This window comes from Pantoea sp. B9002, assembly GCF_013385945.1.
In the GTDB taxonomy this organism is placed as follows: domain Bacteria; phylum Pseudomonadota; class Gammaproteobacteria; order Enterobacterales; family Enterobacteriaceae; genus Pantoea.
The window spans coordinates 14,596-38,973 of record NZ_JACAPA010000028.1 but is presented as its reverse complement, the minus strand read 5'-3'; the positions used below and the strand labels follow the sequence as shown (position 1 = coordinate 38,973).

The 24,378-nt window shown below is 54.7% G+C and carries 22 protein-coding genes and 1 tRNA gene; 7 read left to right on the top strand and 16 right to left on the bottom strand.

From position 1 onward, the window contains the following. The first annotated feature begins 49 nt into the window (after positions 1–49). Complete coding sequence (locus HX773_RS15065) at positions 50–1,282, top strand: multifunctional CCA addition/repair protein (RefSeq protein ID WP_176972199.1); 1,233 nt, start codon at positions 50–52, stop codon at positions 1,280–1,282. Positions 1,283–1,300: 18 nt separating this feature from the next. Here HX773_RS15065 and bacA read toward each other — a convergent pair whose 3' ends face one another. Both bacA and folB read right to left on the bottom strand, forming a co-directional pair. Further along, on the bottom strand, positions 1,301–2,119 hold the full coding sequence (gene bacA, locus HX773_RS15060) for an undecaprenyl-diphosphate phosphatase (RefSeq protein ID WP_101762986.1): 819 nt from the start codon (positions 2,117–2,119) through the stop codon (positions 1,301–1,303). Between the two features lie 191 nt (positions 2,120–2,310). Further along, the gene (gene folB / locus HX773_RS15055) at positions 2,311–2,670 is read right to left on the bottom strand and encodes a bifunctional dihydroneopterin aldolase/7,8-dihydroneopterin epimerase (protein ID WP_008103431.1); all 360 of its coding nucleotides are present in this window, start codon (positions 2,668–2,670) and stop codon (positions 2,311–2,313) included. Between the two features lie 107 nt (positions 2,671–2,777). Between folB and plsY the strand changes: the two genes are divergently transcribed. Continuing rightward, complete coding sequence (plsY, locus tag HX773_RS15050) at positions 2,778–3,377, top strand: glycerol-3-phosphate 1-O-acyltransferase PlsY (protein ID WP_061720459.1); 600 nt, start codon at positions 2,778–2,780, stop codon at positions 3,375–3,377. Positions 3,378–3,406: 29 nt separating this feature from the next. Here plsY and tsaD read toward each other — a convergent pair whose 3' ends face one another. Then, a complete protein-coding gene (tsaD, locus tag HX773_RS15045; RefSeq protein WP_176972198.1) occupies positions 3,407–4,420 on the bottom strand; it encodes a tRNA (adenosine(37)-N6)-threonylcarbamoyltransferase complex transferase subunit TsaD in 1,014 nt (337 codons plus the stop codon). Positions 4,421–4,701: 281 nt separating this feature from the next. Between tsaD and rpsU the strand changes: the two genes are divergently transcribed. The 3 genes from rpsU to rpoD all read left to right on the top strand — a co-directional run bounded on the left by rpsU (position 4,702) and on the right by rpoD (position 8,906). After that, complete coding sequence (gene rpsU, locus HX773_RS15040; protein WP_008103436.1) at positions 4,702–4,917, top strand: 30S ribosomal protein S21; 216 nt, start codon at positions 4,702–4,704, stop codon at positions 4,915–4,917. A 118-nt stretch (positions 4,918–5,035) separates the two neighbouring features. After that, positions 5,036–6,781, top strand: coding sequence for a DNA primase (gene dnaG / locus HX773_RS15035; protein WP_008103438.1), 1,746 nt, complete (start codon positions 5,036–5,038; stop codon positions 6,779–6,781). Between the two features lie 283 nt (positions 6,782–7,064). After that, on the top strand, positions 7,065–8,906 hold the full coding sequence (gene rpoD / locus HX773_RS15030; protein ID WP_064738465.1) for an RNA polymerase sigma factor RpoD: 1,842 nt from the start codon (positions 7,065–7,067) through the stop codon (positions 8,904–8,906). Between the two features lie 63 nt (positions 8,907–8,969). Here rpoD and mug read toward each other — a convergent pair whose 3' ends face one another. Both mug and HX773_RS15020 read right to left on the bottom strand, forming a co-directional pair. Further along, positions 8,970–9,485 carry a G/U mismatch-specific DNA glycosylase gene (gene mug, locus HX773_RS15025; protein WP_176972197.1) on the bottom strand — a complete coding sequence of 172 codons (516 nt, stop codon included), beginning with the start codon at positions 9,483–9,485 and terminating at the stop codon, positions 8,970–8,972. Continuing rightward, complete coding sequence (locus HX773_RS15020; RefSeq protein ID WP_176972196.1) at positions 9,482–10,069, bottom strand: TetR/AcrR family transcriptional regulator; 588 nt, start codon at positions 10,067–10,069, stop codon at positions 9,482–9,484. The genes mug and HX773_RS15020 overlap by 4 nt, the downstream gene beginning before the upstream one ends. 134 nt (positions 10,070–10,203) lie before the next feature. Between HX773_RS15020 and HX773_RS15015 the strand changes: the two genes are divergently transcribed. Together HX773_RS15015 and HX773_RS15010 are read left to right on the top strand one after the other, a co-directional pair. After that, entirely contained in the window at positions 10,204–10,986 is a 783-nt protein-coding gene (locus HX773_RS15015) for an SDR family oxidoreductase (protein ID WP_176972195.1), read from the top strand. Positions 10,987–11,175: 189 nt separating this feature from the next. After that, positions 11,176–11,251: transfer RNA gene (locus HX773_RS15010), tRNA-Ile, on the top strand. A gap of 117 nt (positions 11,252–11,368) precedes the next feature. Here the strand turns inward: HX773_RS15010 and HX773_RS15005 are convergent. Genes HX773_RS15005 through HX773_RS14950 form a run of 11 tightly spaced genes read right to left on the bottom strand, consistent with a single transcriptional unit; the run spans position 11,369 to position 24,377 of the window. Continuing rightward, positions 11,369–12,712 carry a VasL domain-containing protein gene (locus HX773_RS15005; RefSeq protein WP_176972194.1) on the bottom strand — a complete coding sequence of 448 codons (1,344 nt, stop codon included), beginning with the start codon at positions 12,710–12,712 and terminating at the stop codon, positions 11,369–11,371. 44 nt (positions 12,713–12,756) lie between these two features. Further along, positions 12,757–13,167: a DUF1283 domain-containing protein gene (locus tag HX773_RS25795; RefSeq protein ID WP_218168268.1), complete on the bottom strand. Its 411-nt coding sequence runs from the start codon at positions 13,165–13,167 to the stop codon at positions 12,757–12,759. A gap of 21 nt (positions 13,168–13,188) precedes the next feature. Next, positions 13,189–13,629 (bottom strand): type VI secretion system baseplate subunit TssE, encoded by a 441-nt coding sequence (gene tssE, locus HX773_RS14990; protein WP_176972193.1) that lies wholly within the window; start codon positions 13,627–13,629, stop codon positions 13,189–13,191. 2 nt (positions 13,630–13,631) lie between these two features. After that, the gene (tssJ, locus tag HX773_RS14985) at positions 13,632–14,165 is read right to left on the bottom strand and encodes a type VI secretion system lipoprotein TssJ (RefSeq protein ID WP_176972192.1); all 534 of its coding nucleotides are present in this window, start codon (positions 14,163–14,165) and stop codon (positions 13,632–13,634) included. Continuing rightward, positions 14,140–15,237, bottom strand: coding sequence for a type VI secretion system baseplate subunit TssG (gene tssG / locus HX773_RS14980; RefSeq protein WP_176972191.1), 1,098 nt, complete (start codon positions 15,235–15,237; stop codon positions 14,140–14,142). The genes tssJ and tssG overlap by 26 nt, the downstream gene beginning before the upstream one ends. After that, positions 15,192–16,955, bottom strand: a complete 1,764-nt coding sequence (gene tssF, locus HX773_RS14975) for a type VI secretion system baseplate subunit TssF (RefSeq protein WP_176972190.1) — start codon at positions 16,953–16,955, stop codon at positions 15,192–15,194. Before tssF ends, tssG begins: the two co-directional genes overlap by 46 nt. 29 nt (positions 16,956–16,984) lie before the next feature. Further along, a complete protein-coding gene (locus tag HX773_RS14970) occupies positions 16,985–17,482 on the bottom strand; it encodes a DUF805 domain-containing protein (protein ID WP_176972189.1) in 498 nt (165 codons plus the stop codon). Between the two features lie 47 nt (positions 17,483–17,529). Next, the gene (locus HX773_RS14965; RefSeq protein ID WP_176972188.1) at positions 17,530–18,246 is read right to left on the bottom strand and encodes a hypothetical protein; all 717 of its coding nucleotides are present in this window, start codon (positions 18,244–18,246) and stop codon (positions 17,530–17,532) included. A 20-nt stretch (positions 18,247–18,266) separates the two neighbouring features. Further along, on the bottom strand, positions 18,267–19,850 hold the full coding sequence (gene tssA / locus HX773_RS14960; RefSeq protein ID WP_176972226.1) for a type VI secretion system protein TssA: 1,584 nt from the start codon (positions 19,848–19,850) through the stop codon (positions 18,267–18,269). Beyond that, positions 19,847–23,236, bottom strand: coding sequence for an ImcF-related family protein (locus HX773_RS14955; RefSeq protein WP_176972187.1), 3,390 nt, complete (start codon positions 23,234–23,236; stop codon positions 19,847–19,849). Before HX773_RS14955 ends, tssA begins: the two co-directional genes overlap by 4 nt. Then, positions 23,223–24,377: a hypothetical protein gene (locus HX773_RS14950; protein ID WP_061718488.1), complete on the bottom strand. Its 1,155-nt coding sequence runs from the start codon at positions 24,375–24,377 to the stop codon at positions 23,223–23,225. The genes HX773_RS14955 and HX773_RS14950 overlap by 14 nt, the downstream gene beginning before the upstream one ends. Between the last annotated feature and the right edge of the window lies 1 nt (position 24,378).

Sequence of the window (24,378 nt, the reverse complement as noted above, 5' to 3'; positions counted from 1 at the left end):
AACAAGCGTGTTCAGCACGCAATTTTTGATCTGCCTCTGGAGTGGTTGAGTGAAGACGTTTCTGGTCGGTGGCGCAGTGCGCGATGCCTTACTGCGTTTGCCGGTAAAAGATAGAGATTGGGTTGTTGTAGGCGCGACGCCAGATGCGATGCTGGCGGAAGGTTATCAGCAGGTTGGCCGGGATTTTCCGGTTTTTTTGCATCCACGCAGCCGTGAAGAGTATGCGCTGGCGCGTACGGAACGCAAAAGCGGCAACGGTTACACCGGCTTTGTGACGCAGTTCGCGCCGGATGTCACGCTCGAGCAAGATCTGCAGCGCCGCGATCTCACCATCAATGCCATCGCCCAAAGCGACGGCGGCGAGCTGATTGATCCTTATGGCGGTCAGCGCGACCTGGCGAAACGCCAGCTGCGCCATGTGTCCGCCGCCTTTAACGAAGATCCGCTGCGTGTACTGCGGGTGGCGCGTTTCGCCGCCCGCTTTGCCCATCTTAATTTCCGGATTGCCGAAGAAACTCAGGCGCTGATGCGCGAAATGGCGTTCAGCGGCGAACTGGCGCATCTCACCGCAGAACGGGTGTGGAAAGAGACGGAAAAAGCGTTGCTGACGCGTAATCCTCAGGTCTATTTCCAGGTGCTGCGTGATTGCGGCGCGCTACAGGTGCTGTTCCCGGAAATCGATAACCTGTATGGCATTCCGGCCCCGATCAAATGGCATCCCGAGATTGATACCGGCATTCATGCGCTGATGACACTGGCGATGTCCGCCGCGCTCTCAGATCAGCTTGATGTGCGTTTCGCTACGCTGTTCCACGATGTCGGCAAAGCGCTGACGCCACCAGAAAAATGGCCGAGCCATCATGGTCATGGCCTCGCGGGCGTGCCGATTGTTGAAGCGCTGTGCCAGCGCCTGCGCGTGCCGAATCAGGTGCGTGATTTGGCGTTAGTGGTGACCGAATTCCATGACGTGGTGCACACCATTGAACGTCAGCCGGCTGACGCATTAATCGCGCTTTTTGATCGTATCGATGCCTGGCGCAAGCCCGATCGGGTGGAGAAGATGGCGCTGACCAGCGAAGCGGATGCGCGCGGGCGTGCGGGTCTGGAAAGCATGGCTTATCCGCAAGGCGACTATTTGCGTCAGGCGTTTGCGCTGGCGCAAGCGGTGCCAACCAAAGATGTCGTTGCTGCAGGTTTTAAAGGGGCGGAAGTGCGGGAAGAGTTGACGCGTCGACGTGTGGCGGTGCTGCAGGCGGAATTGATTAACGCGCGGCCAGTGTAACCAGCCGCGCGGGGCAACTTACATAAAGATGGCGTAAACCACGGCCGCAACAATGAAGCGGTAGATAGCGAAAGAGACGAACGAGATACGCTTGATCAGCTCAAGGAACACCTTGATCGCCAGCAGCGCCACGACGAAGGCCGTTACAAAACCGACGGCAAACATCGGGAAATCCTGCATCGTCAGGAAGCCGAGGCTCTTGTAGAGATCCAGTCCGGTTGCGCCAATCATCATTGGCACCGCCAGAATGAACGAGAACTCTGACGCCGCATAACGGCTCACGCCCATCAACATACCGCCAGAAATCGTCGCACCTGAGCGCGAGAAGCCCGGCCACAGCGCCAGACACTGGAAGCAGCCAATCATAAACGCCTGACGGTAGGTGATATCGTCAACGCCAACCGCTTTCGGCTGCTTCGGCTTGAAGTATTCCGCCACCAGCAGCAGCACACCGCCGACCACCAGCGCATACATCACGTTGATCGGGTTAAACAGCGTTTTGATTTGGTCGTGCAGCAGCAAACCAATCACCACCGCCGGCACCATTCCCAACAGAATATGAATCAGGGTTAATTTGCCGGTACCAACGCCTTCATGTTTGACCTCACCGAAGTGAATGCCAATCAAACCAAACAGGCGGCGCCAGAACATCACGACCACAGCCAGAATCGAACCGAGCTGAATCACTACTTCGAAGGTTTCAGCGGTCTGGCCTTCAAAACCCAACAGATGGCCAACAATAATCATGTGGCCCGTGGAAGAGACCGGCAGGAATTCCGTGAGGCCTTCTACAACCCCCAGGATTGCAGCTACCCAAAGCTGGTGAATGTCTGCCATCAAAATATTTCCTCTATCCGTTTTAAACAGTAAAAAGGCGGTCGCAAAGGGCTACCGCCTGAAATTATGCCTGCGTCACGCTGAAGGAAACCTTAAGAAATTCGGTAACTTCCTGCTGGTTAGCGCAACGGCCTCAAGTGAGACACACCATAATTTGGTTTGGTTTCATTGTGATGGCAATCACGGAAGATTTATTTCGGAATAGTCCCGCGCTCAATACGCACGCCAACGCTGGCCGCCTGGGCTACAGCGCCCGGTTTTCCTACCTTTATACGCACTCCGGGGGTTTTGAAACGATTCATCAACAGATCGGCGATTTCTTCTGCCACCCTTTCGACCAGGGCAAAACGCTGGCCTTGCAGATGATTAAGGATCACTTCGGTGACATCGGCGTAGCTCAGGCAATCATTCACATCGTCGCTGGCCGCGGCCTGACGGTTGTCCCACGCCATTTCGACATCGAGCACCAGCTTCTGCTGCATGCCCTGTTCCCAGTCGTAAACGCCAATAGTCGTGAACACGGTAAGCTGCTCGATAAATACGATATCCATGATGTCAGTCTCTGTTTTTGGCTAAGCCGGATACCACTTCCGGCGGATTATGCGTATTATCCACGCTTATCGAGAACAAAACGACCCAAAAGGAACGGTACGACGCTATGAGTGCTATCGCGCTTGGTATGATTATTTTCGCGTATCTTTGCGGCTCGATTTCCAGTGCGATACTGGTCTGTAAACTGGCTGGTTTACCCGATCCGCGCTCGCAAGGCTCAGGCAATCCTGGCGCGACCAACGTTTTGCGCATTGGTGGCAAAGCCGCCGCTGCGGCGGTGCTGATCTTCGATGTGGCAAAAGGCATGCTGCCGGTGTGGATCGCTTATCTGCTGCACGTTGCTCCGCTCTATCTTGGCCTCACGGCGATTGCTGCCTGTCTGGGTCACATCTATCCGGTGTTCTTTCGTTTTCGCGGCGGTAAAGGCGTGGCGACCGCCTTTGGTGCGATTGCGCCGATTGGCTGGGATTTGACGGGATTGATGACCGGCACCTGGCTGCTGACGGTGCTGCTGAGCGGGTATTCGTCACTTGGCGCGATTGTCAGCGCGCTGATCGCACCGTTTTACGTATGGTGGTTCAAACCGCAATTCACTTTCCCCGTTTCGATGCTCTCGTGCCTGATTCTGTTGCGGCACCACGACAACATCCAGCGCCTGTGGCGCGGCCAGGAAAATAAGATCTGGAAGCGGAAAAAGAAGAAATAAAAAAACCGGCGCGAGGCCGGTTTTTTGTTTTAGATGGCGGGCAATTCTGCCAGCGGCCAGCGTGGCCGCACGCTGACGCCGAGTCCACCGCTGGTGCCGCCTTTAAGACGCACCATGCCAGCGTAAGCAATCATCGCGCCGTTATCGGTGCAAAACTCAGGGCGCGCATAAAACACTTCGCCGCCACGCTTTTGCATCATCTCGGCCATACGCTCACGCAGCGTGCGGTTCGCGCTGACGCCACCCGCAATCACCAAACGCTTGAAGCCGGTTTGCTCAAGCGCGCGTTTGCACTTAATCATTAAGGTATCAACCACCGCATCTTCAAACGCGCGGGCGATATCCGCGCGGGCTTGCTCGTCGCCCTGATGCTCGCGAATGGTGTTCGCCGCAAAGGTTTTCAGGCCGGAGAAGCTGAAATCCAATCCCGGACGATCGGTCATTGGCCGTGGGAAGCGGAAGCGGTTTGGCGTGCCCTGCTGCGCCATACGCGACAGCATCGGTCCGCCGGGATAATCCAGCCCCAGCAGCTTGGCGGTTTTATCGAACGCTTCGCCTGCCGCATCGTCAATCGATTCGCCCAGTAAGGTGTATTCACCGATACCGGTCACGCTGATCAATTGTGTATGACCGCCGGAAACCAGCAGCGCGACAAACGGAAACTCTGGCGGATTCTCTTCCAGCATCGGCGCAAGAAGATGCCCTTCCATATGATGCACCGGCACCGCCGGCACCTTCCAGGCGAACGCCAACGCACGGCCAATGGTGGCGCCAACCAGCAGTGCGCCCACCAATCCGGGCCCGGCGGTGTAAGCAACGCCATCAATCTGTTGTGGCTCAAGGCCCGCTTCTTTCAGTGCCGCCTGAATCAGCGGCACGGTTTTACGTACGTGGTCACGCGATGCCAGTTCCGGCACCACACCGCCGTAATCGGCATGCAGTTTGACCTGGCTATATAGTTGATTTGCCAGCAGACCGGACGCATCGTCGTAAATCGCGATGCCGGTTTCATCGCAGGACGTTTCAATACCCAGAACTCGCATAGCTTTTATCACCCTCTTCGTGCGGCGCGCAGTGTAACACAGGCAATTCTCACGCCAGAGAGTTTGCCCCTGAAAAAGTGTTTTTCTGTCGCACAAAGAGTGCGCTATACTCCACGGCCTGAAAAAACCGGCAGCCGCGATGGCATATGCCCCTGTTGGTTCTAAATTATACATGGTGCTTTACAAGTCGGCCGCGGCTGGAGTAAAATGCTGCACCATTTTGAAATGTGCTGGCGCCGCAGCCAGCAGCAAAAACCGAATTTTATCGAGGTAAGAGTTACATGCCGGTAATTAAAGTACGTGAAAACGAGCCGTTCGACGTAGCACTGCGTCGCTTCAAGCGTTCATGCGAGAAAGCAGGTGTTTTGGCAGAAGTTCGTAGCCGTGAGTTCTACGAGAAGCCTACCACTGAGCGTAAGCGCGCTAAAGCATCTGCAGTTAAGCGTCATGCCAAGAAACTGGCTCGCGAAAACGCACGCCGCACTCGTCTGTACTAATTTCTTGCGGAAGCTTGCTTCCGCCGCGTGATAAACGCAGACAGAGTCAAGTAAAAGGCCGTGCTTTCCGAAAGGAAGCGCGGCTTGTTGTCGTTTATGAGCTGAAAAATCGGGGCTTATGGCTGGACGAATTCCACGCATATTTATCAACGACTTACTTGCCCGCACGGACATCGTGGATATTATCGATGCCCGCGTTAAGCTGAAAAAGCAGGGTAAGAACTATCACGCGTGCTGTCCTTTTCATAACGAGAAAACCCCCTCTTTCACCGTAAGCGGTGAGAAGCAGTTTTATTACTGCTTCGGCTGTGGCGCCAAAGGCAACGCCATCGACTTCCTGATGAATCACGATCGTCTGGAATTTGTTGAGAGCGTTGAGGAGCTGGCCACGCTTCATGGCTTAGAAGTGCCATATGAAGCGGGCAATGGTCCTAGCCAGATGGAGCGCCATCAACGTCAAAGTCTTTATCAGTTGCTGGATGGCCTGAACGGCTTCTATCAACAGAGCCTGCGTAATCCACAAGCGCAATCTGCACAGAACTATCTCGCCACGCGCGGTCTTAGTCAGGAAGTGATCGATCACTTCGCTATCGGCTATGCGCCTGCGGGTTGGGATAATGCACTGAAACGCTTTGGGCAGCAGAAAGACGATCGCGAATCACTGATGGAAGCGGGCATGTTGGTCAGCAATGACTCAGGCCGCACCTACGATCGCTTCCGCGATCGTGTGATGTTCCCTATTCGCGATAAGCGTGGCCGCGTGATTGGTTTTGGTGGCCGCGTGCTGGGCAACGATACGCCGAAGTATCTGAACTCGCCGGAAACACCGATTTTCCATAAAGGCCGCCAGTTATACGGACTTTATGAAGCGCAGAAAAATCATCCGCAACCCACGCGTTTGCTGGTTGTCGAAGGTTATATGGACGTGGTGGCGCTGGCGCAATTTGGCATCGATTATGCCGTTGCGTCGCTGGGCACCTCGACCACCGCTGAACACGTTCAGCTGCTTTATCGCTCAACGGATACCGTGATTTGCTGTTACGACGGCGACCGCGCCGGACGTGAAGCAGCATGGCGTACGCTCGAAACTGCATTGCCTTACATGAATGATGGTCGTCAGCTACGCTTTATGTTTTTGCCCGATGGCGAGGATCCGGACACGCTGGTACGCAAAGAGGGCAAAGAAGCCTTTGAAGCGCGGATGGAGCAGGCTACACCGCTCTCCACGTTTTTGTTCGACAGCCTGATGCCGCAAGTGGATTTGAGTACTCGCGATGGCAAGACAAAGCTGGCGACACTGGCATTACCGCTGATCAGTCAGATTCCCGGTGAAACGCTGCGCATTTATATGCGTCAAACATTGGGTAATAAACTCGGGATTCTTGACGATAACCAGTTAGACAAGCTGATGCCGAAGCTGGCAGAAAGCGGAGTGCTGCCAACTGCCCCACCGTTGAAGCGCACCACCATGCGCGTGTTGATCGCGTTATTAGTGCAGAATCCGCAATTTGCCTCCATCGTGCCTACACTGGATGGACTGGAGCAGTCAAAAATGGCGGGTTTACCGCTATTTGTGGAGTTAGTCAGCCGTTGTACAGAGAATCCTGGCCTGACCACCGGACAGCTACTAGAGTTATATCGCGGAACAAATTTTAGCCAGCCCCTTGAAACACTGGCCACCTGGAACCACATGATAGTGGATGAAGAGGCGGAAGAAGTGTTCCAGGATTCACTGGCGAGCATTTACGATTCCGCGCTCGAACAGCGCCTTGAAGCGCTGATCGCACGCGAGCGAACTGAAGGCCTAAGCGCCATCGAACGCCGCGAATTCTGGGCTCTAAGCCAGGCATTAGCGAAAAAATAAGATTTTAACGGGGTCAGAACTGCAAGTACGTTAAAAACGGCATTCTGGCTCAGTGATTTCCGGATTGATAGACGCGATAAGCGAAGCCGGAAACATGACTATATTAGGGCCGTAGGCGTCGAAGCCAGCCTCGAAAGAACACAAGCGGCTTAAGTGCCGATTATATGAGGGCAAAGGCCCTGGCCGCGATGTAGGCAGCGGCAAAAACACAACGCCTTCACTGTTATAGTTGGCTCGCGCCGACCGACACCAATCTAATTAACAGAAGTGTGGATACCGTCTTATGGAGCAAAACCCGCAGTCACAGCTTAAGCTACTTGTCACCCGTGGTAAGGAGCAAGGCTATTTGACCTATGCTGAGGTCAATGACCATCTGCCGGAAGATATCGTCGACTCCGATCAGATCGAAGACATCATCCAGATGATTAATGACATGGGTATTCAGGTTGTTGAAGAAGCGCCTGATGCTGATGATCTGATACTGAATGAAAACAGCTCCGATACTGACGAAGATGCCGCAGAAGCCGCCGCTCAGGTTTTATCCAGTGTTGAATCTGAAATTGGCCGTACCACCGACCCGGTGCGCATGTACATGCGCGAAATGGGTACCGTTGAACTGCTGACGCGCGAAGGCGAAATTGACATCGCTAAGCGCATCGAAGACGGTATCAACCAGGTCCAATGCTCTGTAGCCGAATATCCGGAAGCGATCACCTATCTGCTCGATCAGTACGATCGTGTAGAAGCGGGCGACTATCGCCTGTCTGACTTGATCATCGGCTTCATCGATCCTAACGCGGAAGAAGATATCGCGCCGACCGCCACGCATGTGGGTTCTGAGTTATCTCAGGAAGATCGTAATGACGATGAAGAAGAAGATGAAGAGGATGATGACAGCTCTGACGACGATAATTCTATCGATCCAGAACTGGCTCGCGAGAAGTTTGGCGACCTGCGTACGCAGTATGAAACCACGCGTACCGTCATCAAAGCTAAAGGCCGCAGCCATGCTGACGCCGTAGCCGAAATCCAGAATCTCTCTGAAGTGTTCAAGCAGTTCCGCCTGGTACCGAAGCAGTTCGATTACCTGGTAAACAATATGCGTGAAATGATGGAGCGCGTGCGTACGCAAGAGCGCCTGATCATGAAGCTGTGTATTGAACTGTGCAAAATGCCGAAGAAAAACTTCATCACGCTGTTTACCGGCAACGAAACCAACCCAAGCTGGTTCAAAGCCGCGCTGGCAATGAACAAGCCATGGTCTGAGAAGCTGCTGGAAGTTGAAGATGATGTAAATCGTTCGCTGTACAAACTGCAGCAGATCGAAGAAGAAACCGGCTTGACCATCGAGCAGGTGAAGGACATCAACCGTCGCATGTCTATCGGCGAAGCGAAAGCGCGTCGTGCGAAGAAAGAGATGGTTGAAGCAAACTTACGTCTGGTTATCTCTATCGCCAAGAAATACACCAACCGTGGTCTGCAGTTCCTCGATCTGATTCAGGAAGGCAACATCGGTCTGATGAAAGCCGTTGATAAGTTTGAATACCGCCGTGGTTATAAGTTCTCAACTTACGCCACATGGTGGATTCGTCAGGCTATCACCCGCTCTATCGCTGACCAGGCGCGCACCATCCGTATTCCGGTGCATATGATTGAGACCATCAACAAACTCAACCGTATTTCGCGTCAGATGCTGCAGGAGATGGGTCGCGAACCGACGCCGGAAGAGCTGGCTGAACGTATGCTGATGCCTGAAGATAAGATCCGCAAAGTGCTGAAAATCGCTAAAGAGCCGATCTCTATGGAGACGCCGATTGGTGATGATGAAGATTCGCATCTGGGCGATTTTATCGAAGACACCACGCTGGAGCTGCCGCTGGATTCCGCAACCTCGGAAAGCCTGCGCTCAGCGACCCACGACGTGTTGGCTGGCCTGACCGCGCGTGAAGCGAAAGTGCTGCGTATGCGTTTCGGTATCGACATGAACACCGACCACACGCTGGAAGAGGTTGGCAAACAGTTTGATGTAACGCGTGAGCGTATTCGTCAGATCGAAGCCAAGGCGCTGCGTAAACTGCGTCACCCAAGCCGCTCAGAAGTACTGCGTAGCTTCCTCGACGATTAATCGTTGTCGAGATGAAAAAACCCCGGCTTGCCGGGGTTTTTTATTGCCTGAAGAGTCGCTCTATCACGCGTTGCGCTGCAGCCAATCATGCAGTTGGCGATAGGATGCCGCCATCTCTTCCAGCGTGGCACGATTTAACCCGCTCGGATTAGGCAGCACCCACAAACGCGTTTCACCCAGCGTTTGCGGCTGCTCGCCCCACTCAACTTTGCGCTGACGAAACGCTTTCTGAAAAGCATCCTTGCCCAACACCGCCAGTGCGCGCGGCTGATAGTGCAGAATCTTTTGCTGCAAGCGTGAACCACCGTCGCGTAATTCATCGCCGTCCAACTCGTTAGCCTGCACCGTCGGACGCTCCACCAGCATCGTGATGCCACAGCCGGTTTCCAGCAGCCGCTGCTCCTGCTCAGGCTTGAGTAACTCGCGCGTAAAGCCGGCCTGATAAATCACTTTCCAGAAACGATTGCCGGGATGCGCGAAGTGAAATCCGGTGTGCGCCGACGACTTGCCCGGATTGATGCCACAAAACAGCACCTGTAAATCAGGCGCAATGATGTCGCGGATATCGTGCTCGCTCATGCCATCTCCAGTCCGGCGCGTTGTTTTACCGACCGACGACTGCTCGCTAGCATGGTGCGTGCTTCCTCATCGTCCGGACAAGCGCGTGCCATTGCCACCGCGCCAACCATCTCAGCCAATATGGTGGTCGCCGCGTCATCCGCATGCGGATGATTAAGTTCGCGTAGCGTCAATACTAAACGCTGCCGCATCGCTTCACGCCGCTGAGAAAACAGCGTGCGTGCCTCAACCGGCAAATGCGCCATCTCACTCACCAGCGCAGGCAGCGGACAGCCTTCACCCGGCGTATTGCAATGCTGCTCAGATAAATAGCTATCAATCAATTGATTAAGTCGTTCAGCGGGATCGTTAATTGAGGTGATATCCGCAAAGCGTCGCGCCGAATCGGCAAACATCTCAGCGATCACCGCTTGCACCAGATCTTCGCGCGAGGCGAAGTGGGCATAAAAGCCGCCGTGCGTTAATCCCACGCGCTTCATCAGCGCCGCGACGCCAATGCTTTCAGTACCGTTCTCGCGCATCACCACAGAGGCTTCATCCAGAATGCGCTGTCGTGTACGCGCTTTATGGCTCAGCTTTTCCATCTTCATTGACTCCGACATCGTTGATAGCAATCAGTGTAATTATTACAACCATCATATTCTAGCTTGACGATAAATATTATGATCGTCATATTTAACCTCGTAAATATGATAACCATCATTTAGAGGAACACACCATGTCACAACAACTGGCTTTGATCACCGGCGCATCAAGCGGAATTGGCGCGACCTATGCAAAACAGCTGGCAGCACGCGGCACAAACCTGATTCTGGTGGCGCGCGATGCAGCCAGGCTCAATCTGTTGGCGCAATCTCTGCGTGAAGCGCATGACGTTGAAGTCAGCGTGTTAGCGGCCGACCTCACCAACCACGATGATTTGCAAAGAGTCGATCGCGAAATCCAGCAAAATAAAGCGATTACTCAGCTGGTAAACAATGCGGGCATGACTGTTGAAGGTGAATTCATCGACGGTGACATCGCAAAAATTCAAAAGATGCTGACGTTAAATATCGTGGCGCTTACGCAGTTGGCGCACACTGCTGCTCAGGCATTTCGTGCACGTCGCAATGGCACGATTGTGAATATTGCTTCCGTGCTAGCGCTGGTAAACGAATCGGCCAATGGCGCCTACAACGCCAGCAAAGCGTATGTGCTTTCACTGACTCGTAATCTTCATCGTGAATTAGCCGAAAGCGGTGTGCGTATGCAAGCAGTGTTGCCGGGCTTAACGCGTACCGAAATCTTCGAGCGCGCAGGAAAATCCATCAACGACCTTCCCGCTGAGATGCTGATGGAAGTGGATGATTTAGTCTCGGCAGCGCTACGTGGACTTGATGCCGGCGAGCTGGTGACCATCCCATCCGTTGAAGATGTGCAGCTTTGGCAGAGCTACGAAGAGGCACGCATCGCCATATTGCCCTTCATCTCGCTCAACAAGCCCGCATCGCGTTATTTGTAGCATCGGCAAATTTTCGAATGAGCCTGGTCTCAAAAACCAATGATGATTGGGCGCTTAATAAGCGATGAAGTGTGGGATGAGAGATTTTTCTTTTTGAGATCAAAGAGTCAGCTATTGATGTAATTTTCACCATCCAAATGGCGAACTCTGGATCACCCTAACAAGATACTCTATAATCCCCGCTCCGCTGGCCCCTTAGCTCAGTGGTTAGAGCAGGCGACTCATAATCGCTTGGTCGCTGGTTCAAACCCAGCAGGGGCCACCAATAATATCAAAGGCTTGCATTAATAATGCGAGCCTTTATTTTTTCTGGGGGTTCCATGGGGGTGCCAGCCAAATTTTATTGAACCCGGGCTTCAGATATTTAGTTCTACCGAAAACGCTACTCTCTTACTGATGTGACCAACTGATGGTAACTGGCGATAAGCTGACTTAAGTGCGTTTCCGCTTCTGTTAACTGATGCTGTGGAGCTTCGCCATTTGATTGTTGCAACACGCGCAATTCCTCTTCAAGTGGCACAGTTTCGTTGAACGCCTGCCTCATGTTGTAAACCGCCGTTTTAAGTTCGCTTACCGTTAGGTATTTTCCTCGCTTCTCATCCAAGCCATTCAGGCGTTGCGACAGCGTATTAAGTTGCTCCATGCCCTGCTGCCATCCCTGCATTTTCTCCGCAGGCATCGCTGTGGCTTTAAGCTGCCTGTTCCAGCGTGCGCTCATCGTTTTGACCGCATCCGAATCCGGCGATAACTGATTGGCCTGCATCACCAGCGCATTACCGTGCTGCAGATTCCAGTCCGGCGGTGCGCCCTGCAGCCAGTTCAGTTGCTGCTGCGTTTGCTCAAGCCATGCACTGTCGTTCAGCCATTCAGGTGGGTTAGCCTGCAGTTCAGCGACCATTTCCGGCGCCAGCGGCGCAGGGAGCGGTGATACCGACGCCAGTAATTCCTGCTGCAACCGTGATTCCTGCTCAGCATGTTGTTCAACGAAGTAACAAGCGGCGACGATGAGTGAGACACTCAGCAGCGTTGCGCCTACACCACTCATAAAAGCCCGGCGGCGAAGCCGTCCCATATCTGGCGCAGGTGCGCCCGGCGCGGGTACGTACACCCAACCGCTGACCTCCGCATCAGCGAGCGCAATGGCAGGCTTTGCAACCTGAATCTCTTCAGACAGAACGGCCATGGCTTCAGATGGCAACGCATCGCAGCGCTCTAGCATCACAACTGCGCTGCGAATGCGATCCAGCAGTGGATCGATCTGGCTGAGCTGACGCAGTTCCAGTCGCTGCAAATGATCGCCCATTTCGCTTAGCAAACGCGCCGCCTGACTGAGTGCCGTAAGATCGGCTTCGCTCAACGTTTGAGTGCGCAAAAACTGCTGCAAGCGACGGCTTAATCCCGCCAGCAGTTCTATACGCGTATGTGCTGGCTGCGGCCATAGCGTCGGCCATTCGCGGATTAACAAGGCTGTTAATAGCGTCAAGCCTTCTGCCATCCCCGCCGTGCCAGCGGAATGAGCACGAGAAAGCGTGTACCAAATGGCGCTCTGGAGTTCGACGCCGTTTTGTTCAAACAGCGTCAGACAGAGCGCAGAGACGTGCGGCCAATCGACATCCGGACGCGCCGGATGCGTGAGTTTCTGCATTTCCTTGCGTAGCGAGACATACTCCGCGAACGCGCGCGGATCGCCGCCAGTTTTGACAAAACGGGGTTGAGAGGAAGTCATTGCTGTGTTCCGAAAAGCCTTAATCAGGCGAAAAAGAAAGTTATTCAGATGGTAAGTTCGCGCCCAGTTTTACTATCAAGACAACGTTTGGTTGTCGGCTCCCAGTAGGCGTAAACATTTTGGCTGTTGACGCAACGTTGCATCCGCTCCTGTGGATTATCCACTGCGCGCTGCAGCACTTTATTTTCAGGTTTTTGTGTAGTTATCGAAGGTCGAGGAGTTGTGCGCGATGGTTTTTTGTTAGCGGGGTTCTTTTCAGGGCTTCTCGCCGGCGCAGCTGGTTCGCTTGCGAAGTAGTCAGCAGATTTTCTTTTTGCGCCATGGCAGTGATAGCCGCCATTTTTACGATCGTTATGACAGCCTTCGGAATTAGTTCTGCCTGGATGCGCGCTGGTATCATTTACGGCACCTGCACTGATTAAAACCAGCACTCCAAATAACAGTGATTTCTTCATTTACGACTCCATTCGTTCGCCTTAAACAGAAGCTTTTGCATCCAGATACTGTTGCTGTTTCATATGACGAATTAGCACCCGCCCCTCCGGCATAAATGCCGTGCCGTAGCGTACCAGCCCTACATCCTTTAACTCGGCATCAATCGCATAGCGCAGTTCACCGGGCTGCGTCTGCTCCAGCATCACCACATCAATGCGCTTCAGGCGCGGTTCATATTTCAGCAGCACACCAGAGAGCGTGTGCATCAACTGATGGGCGGTGCCGGGCATGCCCTGCAGGATGCGCGTCATATCCGGCAGGCCGTAATCCGGCAGGTGCGCCAGCGAACCGGCGCGGCTATTAAGAATGCGCAGCATGTTATCCAGCACCGACAAAATCACCTGGTTCTCTTCGCTAACACGTTCCAGCTCCAGATCACCTTCAAAATTGCCGTACAGGATATCGTAAAGTGAAGGTGTCATAATTAATCCTTCTTCACGGCCAGCAACGTCAACGTGCCGTCGCCCAGCTCAATAATGCGTGCCTTGTCCGGATCGAGGTCGTCGCGCGTCAGCACCAGCCGCCATTTCTCATTCTGCTGGTCCGGTGACAGGAACATGCCCGCCACCGCGACAAACTGCGCATTCTCTTCCATGGGTACGTCGATGCTCACTGATTCGCCGGGACGCACGCTCACCGAGTTCTCCGCTACTAAATCGGCCTTCAGCGCCTGACTGTCGGCGGCCAGCAACGACGGATAATCTGAGCTATCAAACGCCTTGCGGTCTTTCAGTTGCCAGACGCGAACCACAGTGGTCAGCGCCGCGCCCTGCGCGTTGCGGTTAACACCTTCACGCGCGACAAAGTCGAGGTGCAGCGTTTTAATCTGTTTGTAGAAAATGGCTTTGGTCATCGAAACAGTGCCATCCGACACTTTCTGCGTCAGCCCACAGCCGCTGACGGCCAGCGCGAATAGTATAAGGAGCAGGGTTTTACCAGCGGTAATCGCCTTCTTCATCGGTCTCAATCCTTGATGTGTTGACCCGGACGCGCTCATAGCGACCGAGCTGAATAGTAATAACGTTGTTTTTTATAGCTGGTGATGCGCTCAACTGCGGCAGCACAGCGGTGCGCCCCAATTGCACGGCATCGGGACGGCGGCAATTCAGTTGGGCATCCGGCAGGAACTGGCGCTCCACGCATAGCTCCAGCCGGGCATCGAGCTTCGCCCCGAAGTAAACGTGCAGCATCGCCATAAAATCACCGTGCAGTTGTCCGCCCGGCAGCCAGCCGCTAACTTCATCGCGATTGTCGGTAAACAGCCGAATCAGCACCTGGCCGTTCACATCGGTGGCATGCGTCCCCATCACTGGGCGATTTTTCATGCTTACCGGCTGTCGTGCGCTCATCGCCAGTACGTTACGCTGCTCAATGCGTCGCGGCTCCCAGGGTTTTACCTCCGCACGCGTATCCGGCGCCAGCAAGGTGACCAGAGAACTCACGCCCTCACCGGTACGCCCCGGCAGCAACATCACCGGCAGCAGTGCCAGGAATCGCGACACCGGCGTGGCGACGTTTTCGGCGCAGCCTTTAATGCCGAGTCCGGCCAGCCCCAGCAGATATTGCGAGGTATTATCACGGCCACCTTCCGCGAAGGTTGCCGGATAGGAATACTTGCGCCAGATGCGGTAGAACTGCGTGGTCAGACGATGGTTGAAGATGTCGAGGAAATCCTGCATCGCCTCATGGCCATCGCGGCGCTGGGCGATGTCATCGATATAACGCGTTGGCAGCGGTGATTCGGTGCCGTACAACCCCATAAAGTTGACGCGCACCGTCGGCGGCAAACCAGGACGTGCGGGGTTTTCATAGCTGCGGATTTCGCCCGCCGGGAAGCCCATGCCCGGATGCGGACGGAAGCGCACCGGCTCATGGCGCACCTGCCAACCGCTGCCGGGCACCGGTGCATCGGGGTCGCTCTGCTCAAGCAGCTGGCAGAAGCGGTAAAAGTTCATGTACGGCAGCCGGTCACCCAGCTGCGCAATTAGCCGGGCAGGCGCTGGCTGTGATTCTCTTTCCACCGGATGCATTTTCCTTCTGGCCGGATGATAAGGGAGAGCTGGATGAACTGGTTCATGTCGGCGTACAGCGACAGGAAGCGGTTGAGCATCTCGCCAAACAAGTTGATGTCGCCGTCACCGGTGAAACCGTTGCTGTCCAGGGTGATTTCCACCTCCAGTCCACGCAGCAGATAACCGTTTTCGAAGCGCTGAAGACGGTGATGCTGCACGTCAAGAATGGCGTCGAGCCTGCGGTTACACAGCTCGTCATCCTGCCAGTTGTAGAGCGCCAGCGTGCCGCGTAGCACTTCTGCACTGCTCATCATATTGATGAAGCCAGAGCCGAGATGGCTCAGCACGCGCCAGTGAAAGCGATCTTCTGCCGGTGGATAAGCGGGCAGCGTTGGACGACACAGGTTGCGCACCGTTACCGGCGTCTGTAATACCTGTTCGCAGCGATCCAGCAGCGTGCTCTGCAGCGCCCGGCGCGGTAGCTGACCGTTAGTGCCGGTGATGCGTAACGACAGCGTATCTTTGGCCAGCTCCTGCCCCGCTTCCCATTGCTGGCCGCCGAGAATGAGCCAGGTATCGTGTAGCCCGCTAACTCCTTTGCGCACACGAGTATGGAAATAGCGTTCAGGTGCCTGACGACGCATCATGCCGCCCTTGTGGCGGAAACTGGAGAACGGCACGTAATCCGCGCTGCCGCCAATGCCCGAACCGTTAACCGCATCCACCGAGTAGATTTCAGTATGACCGTCCTGGAGTCGCTTCGGACGAAGCAGGTATTCGCTCTCCAGCCCGCTGACCGTCAGCGGATCTGCCTCCAGCGTGAACAGGTTGATAACCGGCACACAGTGCAGCCGCAGCGACTCATCCGTCACCGGCAGATCGCTCTGCCACTGCGCGCTGAACACTACATCAATATCGAAATACGCAAGGCCCGGCGGCAGCGTAATGTTCTCCAGCCCGTTAAGATGTACGAAGCGGAATTTCTCCGGGAAGGTGAAGTATTCCAGCAGCAACTGATAGCCACTGAAGGCACTATCACCTTTCGGCCACAGCCGATCATCGTCGCCAAATCCGCCGGGACTGAACCAGCCGTCGAGCCTCACTCGCTCTTCCTGACCAGCAAGGCGAATGTACAACGCCGCCTGGCGACGCGTCAGCATCTGGTGCAGCGCATTACCAACCGGCACGTCTTCGCCCAGCCAGAAGCGCAGGCAGCTCAGGTCGGTCTGATTCCAGTCGGCCTGACCGCTGCCGTTAATACGGATGCGCAGCAGTGAACGCCCGTCCGGCTCGGTTGCCATTGTCACGCCGGCTACTTCCAGCGGATTCAGCGTCAGCGCCTGCGTTGTGCGATAGCGGCATACGGTATTTTTCGGGCCAACCGGACGCGAATAGACTTCCAGTCCGGCTGGCGCCACCTCCGCCATTTTCATTTTTGGCAGGTCTGGTTTCAGCGCCACCACCGACAGTGACGGAATGGTGCGCAGGTAGTGTGGCCATAGCATGCTGACCAGCCCTTCAGTCAGCTCCGGCAGGTCGTCATCAATTTTCTGACGCAGGCGACCGACCGAAAAGGCAAAGCCCTCCAGCAGACGTTCAACAAACGGGTCCGGCGCGCCAGCCCGGTCAAGATTAAGCATCGCGGCGCGGTCAGGATGCGTGGCGGCGAATTCCTTCGCGGCATCACGCAGGTAGCGCATTTCGGTGTCGTAATAGCGCAGGGTGAGATCTTTCATTACGTAGCTCTGATTTTATTTTTATTGCGTTAATGTGGAAGCGGTGATGGTCTTACTGAAGGTTTGCAGCACAGATATGTCAGGTAAAAAATAACGCTCAAATTCAATACGAGGCTTGCCCAAATTGATATAGGGAGTGCGACATCCCATGAGTAAAGATTTGCAATACTGTTGACCAGAACACCAAGGAATACTGGAATAATAAAAATATTGCTCAGTAGTAGGCCACTAAACCACCAGCCACTCCTTCCGATATCATGCATTCTTCTTACGCCCAAAGACATAACAGGGATGATAAGGATGCTTATAAATAAAAGTTGAAGAGAAAAGCCCATCGAAAGGAACAATAAGACGTCAACTATTCCACTTCCATTCAGCTTCAGCATTCCAGTTATTGCAGAGTATAAATTAAAAAACATTAAATTAACCAGAATGAAAACCCAGAACTCTTTCCGACTCGCATGTCCTTTATAATCAAAGGTGTTGCGCCAGCCAGAAATGTAAAATTGAATAATGATTTTGAACATCTCAAACCTCACTTATTGACATAATGCATAATTATTTACACCTATAATCATTGCATCGCAGAAATTAAATAAAGAGGACTGAGAATGACATCACCTATCAAAGTAACAGGTGTCATTGCAAGGTTGAAGGCCAACTTTCCAGCATCAATATTACTGGACAAATAATCAGAGTAAAAACGGACTTGATAACTATCATTAAGAGATGAAGCATCCGGGAATGAATTTCCTAAGCGCTGTCTGTTTATGATAATTCCTTCGATACTGACCAGTCGCTGATAGTAACCCTTAGTAGCTCTAAAGCCATTGCTTTCCAGCAATGTTTTTTGCGATGCCGTTAATTCATCCACAGACTGTCTGGTCATGACATTCATTACTTGCTTAAAGGCAGCATTAACATTTTTATCATAATAGCTATTCACGCCGATATTTATGTGTTTGTCATGATCATTCATTTTCAATGGGATATTTTTGATGATCGCATCTAAGGCGAGCAACTCCTTACCATTAACCGTCACAAAGTAAATATTTTTCTCACCCACAAATCCAACACCATTTTCTGGAAGTCTGATGAAGTCTTTTTCATCTCCTCCCCCACTTACTGTCAGGCTGATGTTGTTATATTTAAATATGCCATTAACCCTGTCTGCGATTTTTATTTCGCGGTTATATCCCTTTGATTGATAGTCATTTAGAGTCCATAAAAGCTGAGTGCAACCGGTTAATAAACACATCATAATCGGAGCGAGTATACGAAATGAAAACATTACAATATCCTTTTGAATTGTTAACCCAATAACACAACAGCACGCGCCGCATCGATATTCACCAACCCGGCCAGCAGTTGTTCCATTTCCGGCTGCACTCGCGCTTTATCCGCTTCACTACGCCCGGCGCGAGTGCGTAGGAGTTTTAACCGCCTCGATTTCACTTCAAACAGCAGCGACGGTTCCCACTGGGCAAGCGTCATGTCATCTGCGCTGTTATCCAGTGCGCCCAGCAGGTGCAGCGCCATTTCCTGACGACCAAACTGCTCGGCGACGCGCGCCATCAGCAGGCGCAGCAGCCACTGCTGTCGAGGTGAAGCTGTTCCCGGTCGCTGCTGCAGCCAGTTCAGCGCAGTTTCAATACCTTCGCGATCGGCCAGCTCTACGGCTTCGCTTTCCAGTTGCAGGATGTCATCCTCATTGCGGGCACCGGCAGAAGCTGATGTCCCTTCGCCCCAATCGGGTTCGGTGTTCATCACCTGCTGCTGTATCCAGCCGAGCGTCACCTCATCGGCAAACGGCGTACCGTCGCTGAACGCCAGCGTTTCCAGGCCGCTCAGACGCGACAACAGTCCTTTGAGGTCGTCCTGCACGATGGCGGCAAGCGTGGTATTGCCGGCGCGCGTCAGCGCCTGATGGATGTACCACTGCAGGTCAAGCCAGAAGTGGTTACCACCACGCGAAAACAGGCTGTCGGCCTGCTCGGTGAGCTCCTGCCAGCTCTGCTGTAGCCAAAGACGTTTAAGCTGCGCGCGCTGGTCGGCCTTAGGCGGTTCGATACGGCTTTTACCATCGCCGGAAAGCGGCGGCAGTTGCAGCAGCGTGTCGTGGCGCAGGGATTTCATCAGACGGTGCGCAGCAAGCCAGCCACCAGGTTGATCGCGCAGGTATTTCGACAGCGTGCGCGCCTGATCCAGCAACTCACGCCCGGAGGCAATCGCCACCATCTGTGGCGCAGCCGGACCGATGGTTTGATGCTTATCCCCTTCACCCGCTGCCTGCGGCACCACCGCATCGGGACCACCCGCTTTGAGCAGACGATTTTCCAGTGCTGCATACAGACTGCCCAGACCGGCACCGCCATGCTCCAGGCTCGCGTCTTCAATCAGCAACAGTGCGCCTGCGGTACGCAACGCATCCTGCGTGGTGACTTCAGGATAGAGTGAAAGCGTGTCGAGCATGCGCGAACCAGCGGGCCAGCGCAGCGCCGCCTCACGGCTGCGCGCGCGTTGCGGATGCAGGCTGCTGCCAAACTGCGTCAGCAGTCCGGCCATCAGCGACAGGCCATCTGCCAGCCCGGCTTCGCCATCAAGCTGCAGGCGAGCCCAGCTGTACCAGGCTGCCACGCGGATATCTTTGGTAATGGTTGTGAGCAGATTCTCTGCCAGCTCGCAAATAAGCGTGGTGTCCGCCCCGGAAAGGCGGTTCACCTCCTCCTGCATCTGCTGAAAACCGTCGTGATAGGTCGGGTCTTCACCGGCGGGATTGTCGTCTGAAATCGGCTGCAGCCAGTTGTTCCAAAGCGCTGTCTGCTGCTTTGCCTGGATTCGCAGAATTTCAGCGTTTGCTCCGCAGGCGCTGATTAAGGATTTAAGCGGCATTATTCGTCCTCCGTGACACTCATTGGTTCAGGCGCACCGGATGCGGCGCTCTGCAGAAAAATATCGGATGGCAACGTGAAATTGCGCAGCCTTAGTAGCGCCAGCGGGCCATCACCGGCTTCCGTGCGCAAAATGTAGTTAAGTGCGCGACCGTCCGGTGCAGCCCAGCTCAGTTGCCAGCTGCTGCTGATGCCTGGATTAGCGGTGACCTGCGCCTTATCCAGCAAGCGGATTAAGCCCCAGCCCCCCGGCATGTCGCCATATAATCGTGTACCCGCCTCGGTGCTGACCCAGCTCAGCGTTGCGCCCGGCGCTTCGGTATCCGCCGGCCAGGTGAAACGCTTCCAGGCCGGCATCTGGTTCACATACTCCAGCTTCTGGCTGTCGATGGTCAGCGTCGTCTGCGATACACCTGCCGCCGTGCCGGGACGCAGCTCAAAATGCAGTCCGGCCTCGCCGGTGGTGAACACCACATCGGAAATCTGGCTAAGTTGGTTAATCGCTTTCAGGAATGCCGGGTTGAAGGTCAGCCCCTGCGCATTGATGCTGTCCGGCACCCAGCGCGTGCCTTCGCGGTGCAGCACGCCGTTAAGCCGGGTTTGCAGGAAACGAGTAATGCGGCCGGTGTCGCTGTTGAGGTATTTCGCCAGCAGCGGCAGAGAAACTTCACTGCTGACGTTTTTGAACGGATAGCGACCGCCAAAGGCGCTGTTCCACTCGCTGACCACTGCCTGTTGCCACTGGGCGTTGAGGCTTTCCGCCGCCGGGCTTAGCACTTGCTGCCAGGCCTGCTCCATCGGTCGCACAAACACCGTTTGGCCGAAGCCGCTCCACTCCTGCCCCAGACCAGCGGCAATCAAACTGCCGTAGTCGCGGGTTTCAGTCAGGTCGACGGTTTTGCCCTGGAACACCGTCTGCGCCAGCGTCTGTGTCATCGCCTGCGGATCGGCGGCGTTGGTGACCTGCTGCAGACGCAGGCGCACCTGCGTGACGCGGGTGAGGAAAGTGCGCAGATTCATCGACGACGAGCTGCCCTGTGCGTCGGTCAGCGACAGCAGCGGACCGAAGGTCGCATCCAGCGGACCGCTCGGCCCGGCATTCTGATCAATTGCCGGGCGCTTATCTTTGCTAAAAAGGTTCTGTGCTGACTTCACCAGTGAGTCGGCGAGTGCGCCACCGGTCTGACCGGTACGGCCCTGCACGTTCAGCGTGTTCATCAACGCCACCAGTGGCGACTGGCGCACGTCGGCCATCAGCGTCAGCTGGTCAATCGCATCCGACAGCGTTGGCGCAGGCTGCAGTCGCAGACTATTTAGAAAATTCAGCCAGGCTGCGCTGTAGTCAGCGAAGTAGCGGCTGGTGAGCTGCGCTTCCAGCACATCGGGCGAGGAGGATTTGCCGGTTGCTGCCGGATTATCGCCCAGCACCCAGTCCATCTCCTCGCGGCGCGCGCTGGAAACTTTCTCAATCGCCGGTTTCACACCGTCGTCCCACGCCTGACGGGTAAACATGCCCGGCACCACTTCATCGGTGTTAAACAGCTGCGCCGCATCGGTATCGCCGGTCATGTCAGTCATGCGCATATCGGCATAGTTGCGCGACACCTGTGCCAGCACCTGCTGATACAGACGCGATTCGCTGTTGCTGACGCCAAGCTGTCGCACCAGCAGCGCGCGCACCTGGCCGGTCAGTTCCGGGTCCGCCTTCAGCTTCCATTCAGGATGCGCAACCAGACCCGCGCCGTAAAACGCCAGCAGTTCTGGCGCGATGCCCTGCCAGTAACCTGTAGCCACATCTGCGCGCTGCGCCCAGTCCTGCATCAGCGCCTGGCTGAACCATGCTGAATCCATACGCTCCGGGCGCACCAGCATCAGCCATAGCTTGAGCTGGGCGTAAGCCGGTTTGGCGAGGGTGTCGCGCAGCGGGCTGTCTGGCGGCAGGTCAGCAACCGTCTGCAGTTCTTTACGCAGATGCGTGGCTGCCGCATCGCGCAGCAACGGCAGCGCCGCCTGCGCGTAACGCGGCCACAGTGCCGCCAGCAGCGCGTCGTTTTGATTCAGCCCAAGACGGCTGTACCAAGGCGCACCGTGTTCCGCACGATGTTGCAGGCGCTGCATGGTTTTCTGCAGGCTGGCGAGAGCCGCCAGACGCTGCTGCATTGACTGCTGTGCATCTGCGGCCTGTTTCGCCTGGGTGTGCGCATTGCTGATTACGCTGCTGTTGGTAGTGAACGAGACCAGCAGCCCTGCGCCCCAAAGAATCACCGCCACGCACGCCACTGATGCCAGCAGACGCGGCCAGGAAAAACCGCGACGCTGCGGACGCAGGTGTGCTGGCAACGAAGTGAATGTAGACGGCAGCGCATCCCATCGGTTATCGCGGCCCCAGTGATTGGGCACCGCGCGTTCTGCACCTTCAGACGGCGGGCTAAATACCAGCCCTGCCAGTGGTAGTGGTCGATACGGATTCTGCAGTGGTGCAATCAGCGCATTGAGTGTTTCAGGTTCACGCGTCAGTTGATCTGCCAGGCTCAGCAGGAAACGATGCTGCGGCGAACCTGCCGCCTGCTGAATACCCTGCGAGGTGAGCTGCGCCGTCAGTTCCGACAATAACTTATCATTTTTGCCTGTTGTGAGTGTCTGAACGCCCACAGCCTGAGTAATGCGGCCCTGCTGCTTTTCGGCGCGCGGATGCAGCGACCAGACATAAAGCGGCAGTCGCCAACCCAGCTTCTCGTAGCGTGCCGATAACGCGTGCGCGGTGGCGTCCATCATGGCTGCAGAGGGCAAGGATGTGGCAGATACACCCGAAGTATCGGCAAGATGGTCGACGGCAGAGGTAACCCAAATCATCGCATCAACTGGACGACGACGCAGACGTTTAAGGGCGGCCAGCCAGTTTTCATCTGGTGAGGATGCGGGATCGCCGCCCCACAGTAATAATGTGCCGCGATCCTCCTGCCAGAGCTGGTTAGTTAAGCCTGGCGTCAGACGTTCAACATCAGCCATGCTTCCGGTGACAAGCAGGATGCGTACTTTGCGTTTCCAGAAATGGCCATAATGCATGCGGAGTGCGTGGCGGATTTCTTCAACGATGATATTACGGGGCGGAGTCTGAGCCAGACGGGATTCATGTGTGGGTAACTCATGCTTACGCCTGGACTGAAAGCGATGCCAGCTTTGCTGAATGGCTGTGCCAAAGGTTTTACCATGTCGCACCAGCATCAGAATAACCATGGCACCGGCGAAACAAAGGCATTTTGCCCCAGAGGTTTCCAGCCCAATCAATTCGCCGTAATGCCAGATGCCCCAGGCAATAGCTACTGCGATCATTGCCGTCAGACCAAAACTGCCCCAGCTCCCGCGCCACACTGAACTACCTGTTGCCATTATTCTGATTCCCTGTTGTAACGGTATTGATAAAGCTTTGCTTCCCATCCGAGGAAAGCATCAAACAATCTGCCTGCTGTAAACGTACGATGTCGCTGCTCACTGCTGTCATTGTCCAGGGAGAAAGCGGTCCGCTGACTCCAATAAAGTTTTCCAGCCAACCCACCTGTTCTGTTTTCCAATAGCCGCCCGTACCTGCACTGGCTTTTAGGATTTCAACAAAATCATTGGCCCACCCCTGCCGATCACCAGCGATAAACTGAGTGCTATTTGCCTGGGTCTGCGTAGTGAAGAACAGATCCAACTCTTCCTGCAAGCGACCACTATCAAGCGTCATAGGACGCAGCAGTCGAACATCATGTGTAAGCTGGTATTTAGTTGCGATGTCGTCAGGTGCGAGGAGAAGCACAGCAAGCGCATCACTGTATTTATCTCTGCCTTGCAACTGCTGAATTACTATCAGCTCAACTGAAATTTCAGGTGACTTGATTCGCTCTTCAAGTTCCATAAGAGAGTGGGATCGCAAAATGGTAAGGAACGGGACCGGACGAGTATCAGGCATTATTCCTGACCAGCATTCATCAAAAAGTTGCTGGAGCGTTGAATCGCTCTGAAGACTATCGCTCAACAGAGTGACGTTTAGCGTTAATTCTGAAGGCAGTGATAGCAGGGAATCACTCACGTCGCGCAGACAGATGGTCAAACTTTTAGTCTCTCCCCAGGAAATTCGCCGAGTTTGCTGACCATGTTGTTCAAGTCCCGGCGGAGGCTGGATAAATTGCGATGCGGTAAATGCGTCAGGAAGTATGGCTCTGCTATGCAAAACAGCCAGATAACGACCCGCCCACTCAGTCCACCTTTGTTGCGCATATTCAGCTTCATTTGTTGCGAATGCGTGGCGATTAAAAGCAGCGTTATATATCGCAGCGCGCAGGCATACGAAAAAAAGCCATAAACACAGCGGCCCCGAAGATATTACCCATACGTTCATTAACTGGAGTGGACCGAGTAACATATTTGCATGCAACACAAATAGCGCAATACTTCCGAGCAGAGCCATAATTCCTGCAATCAGCCATATATTCAGTGATGGCTCTTTCGGCAGGCATGTAATAACGGGATTTTTGCGTTCCCAGCCCATA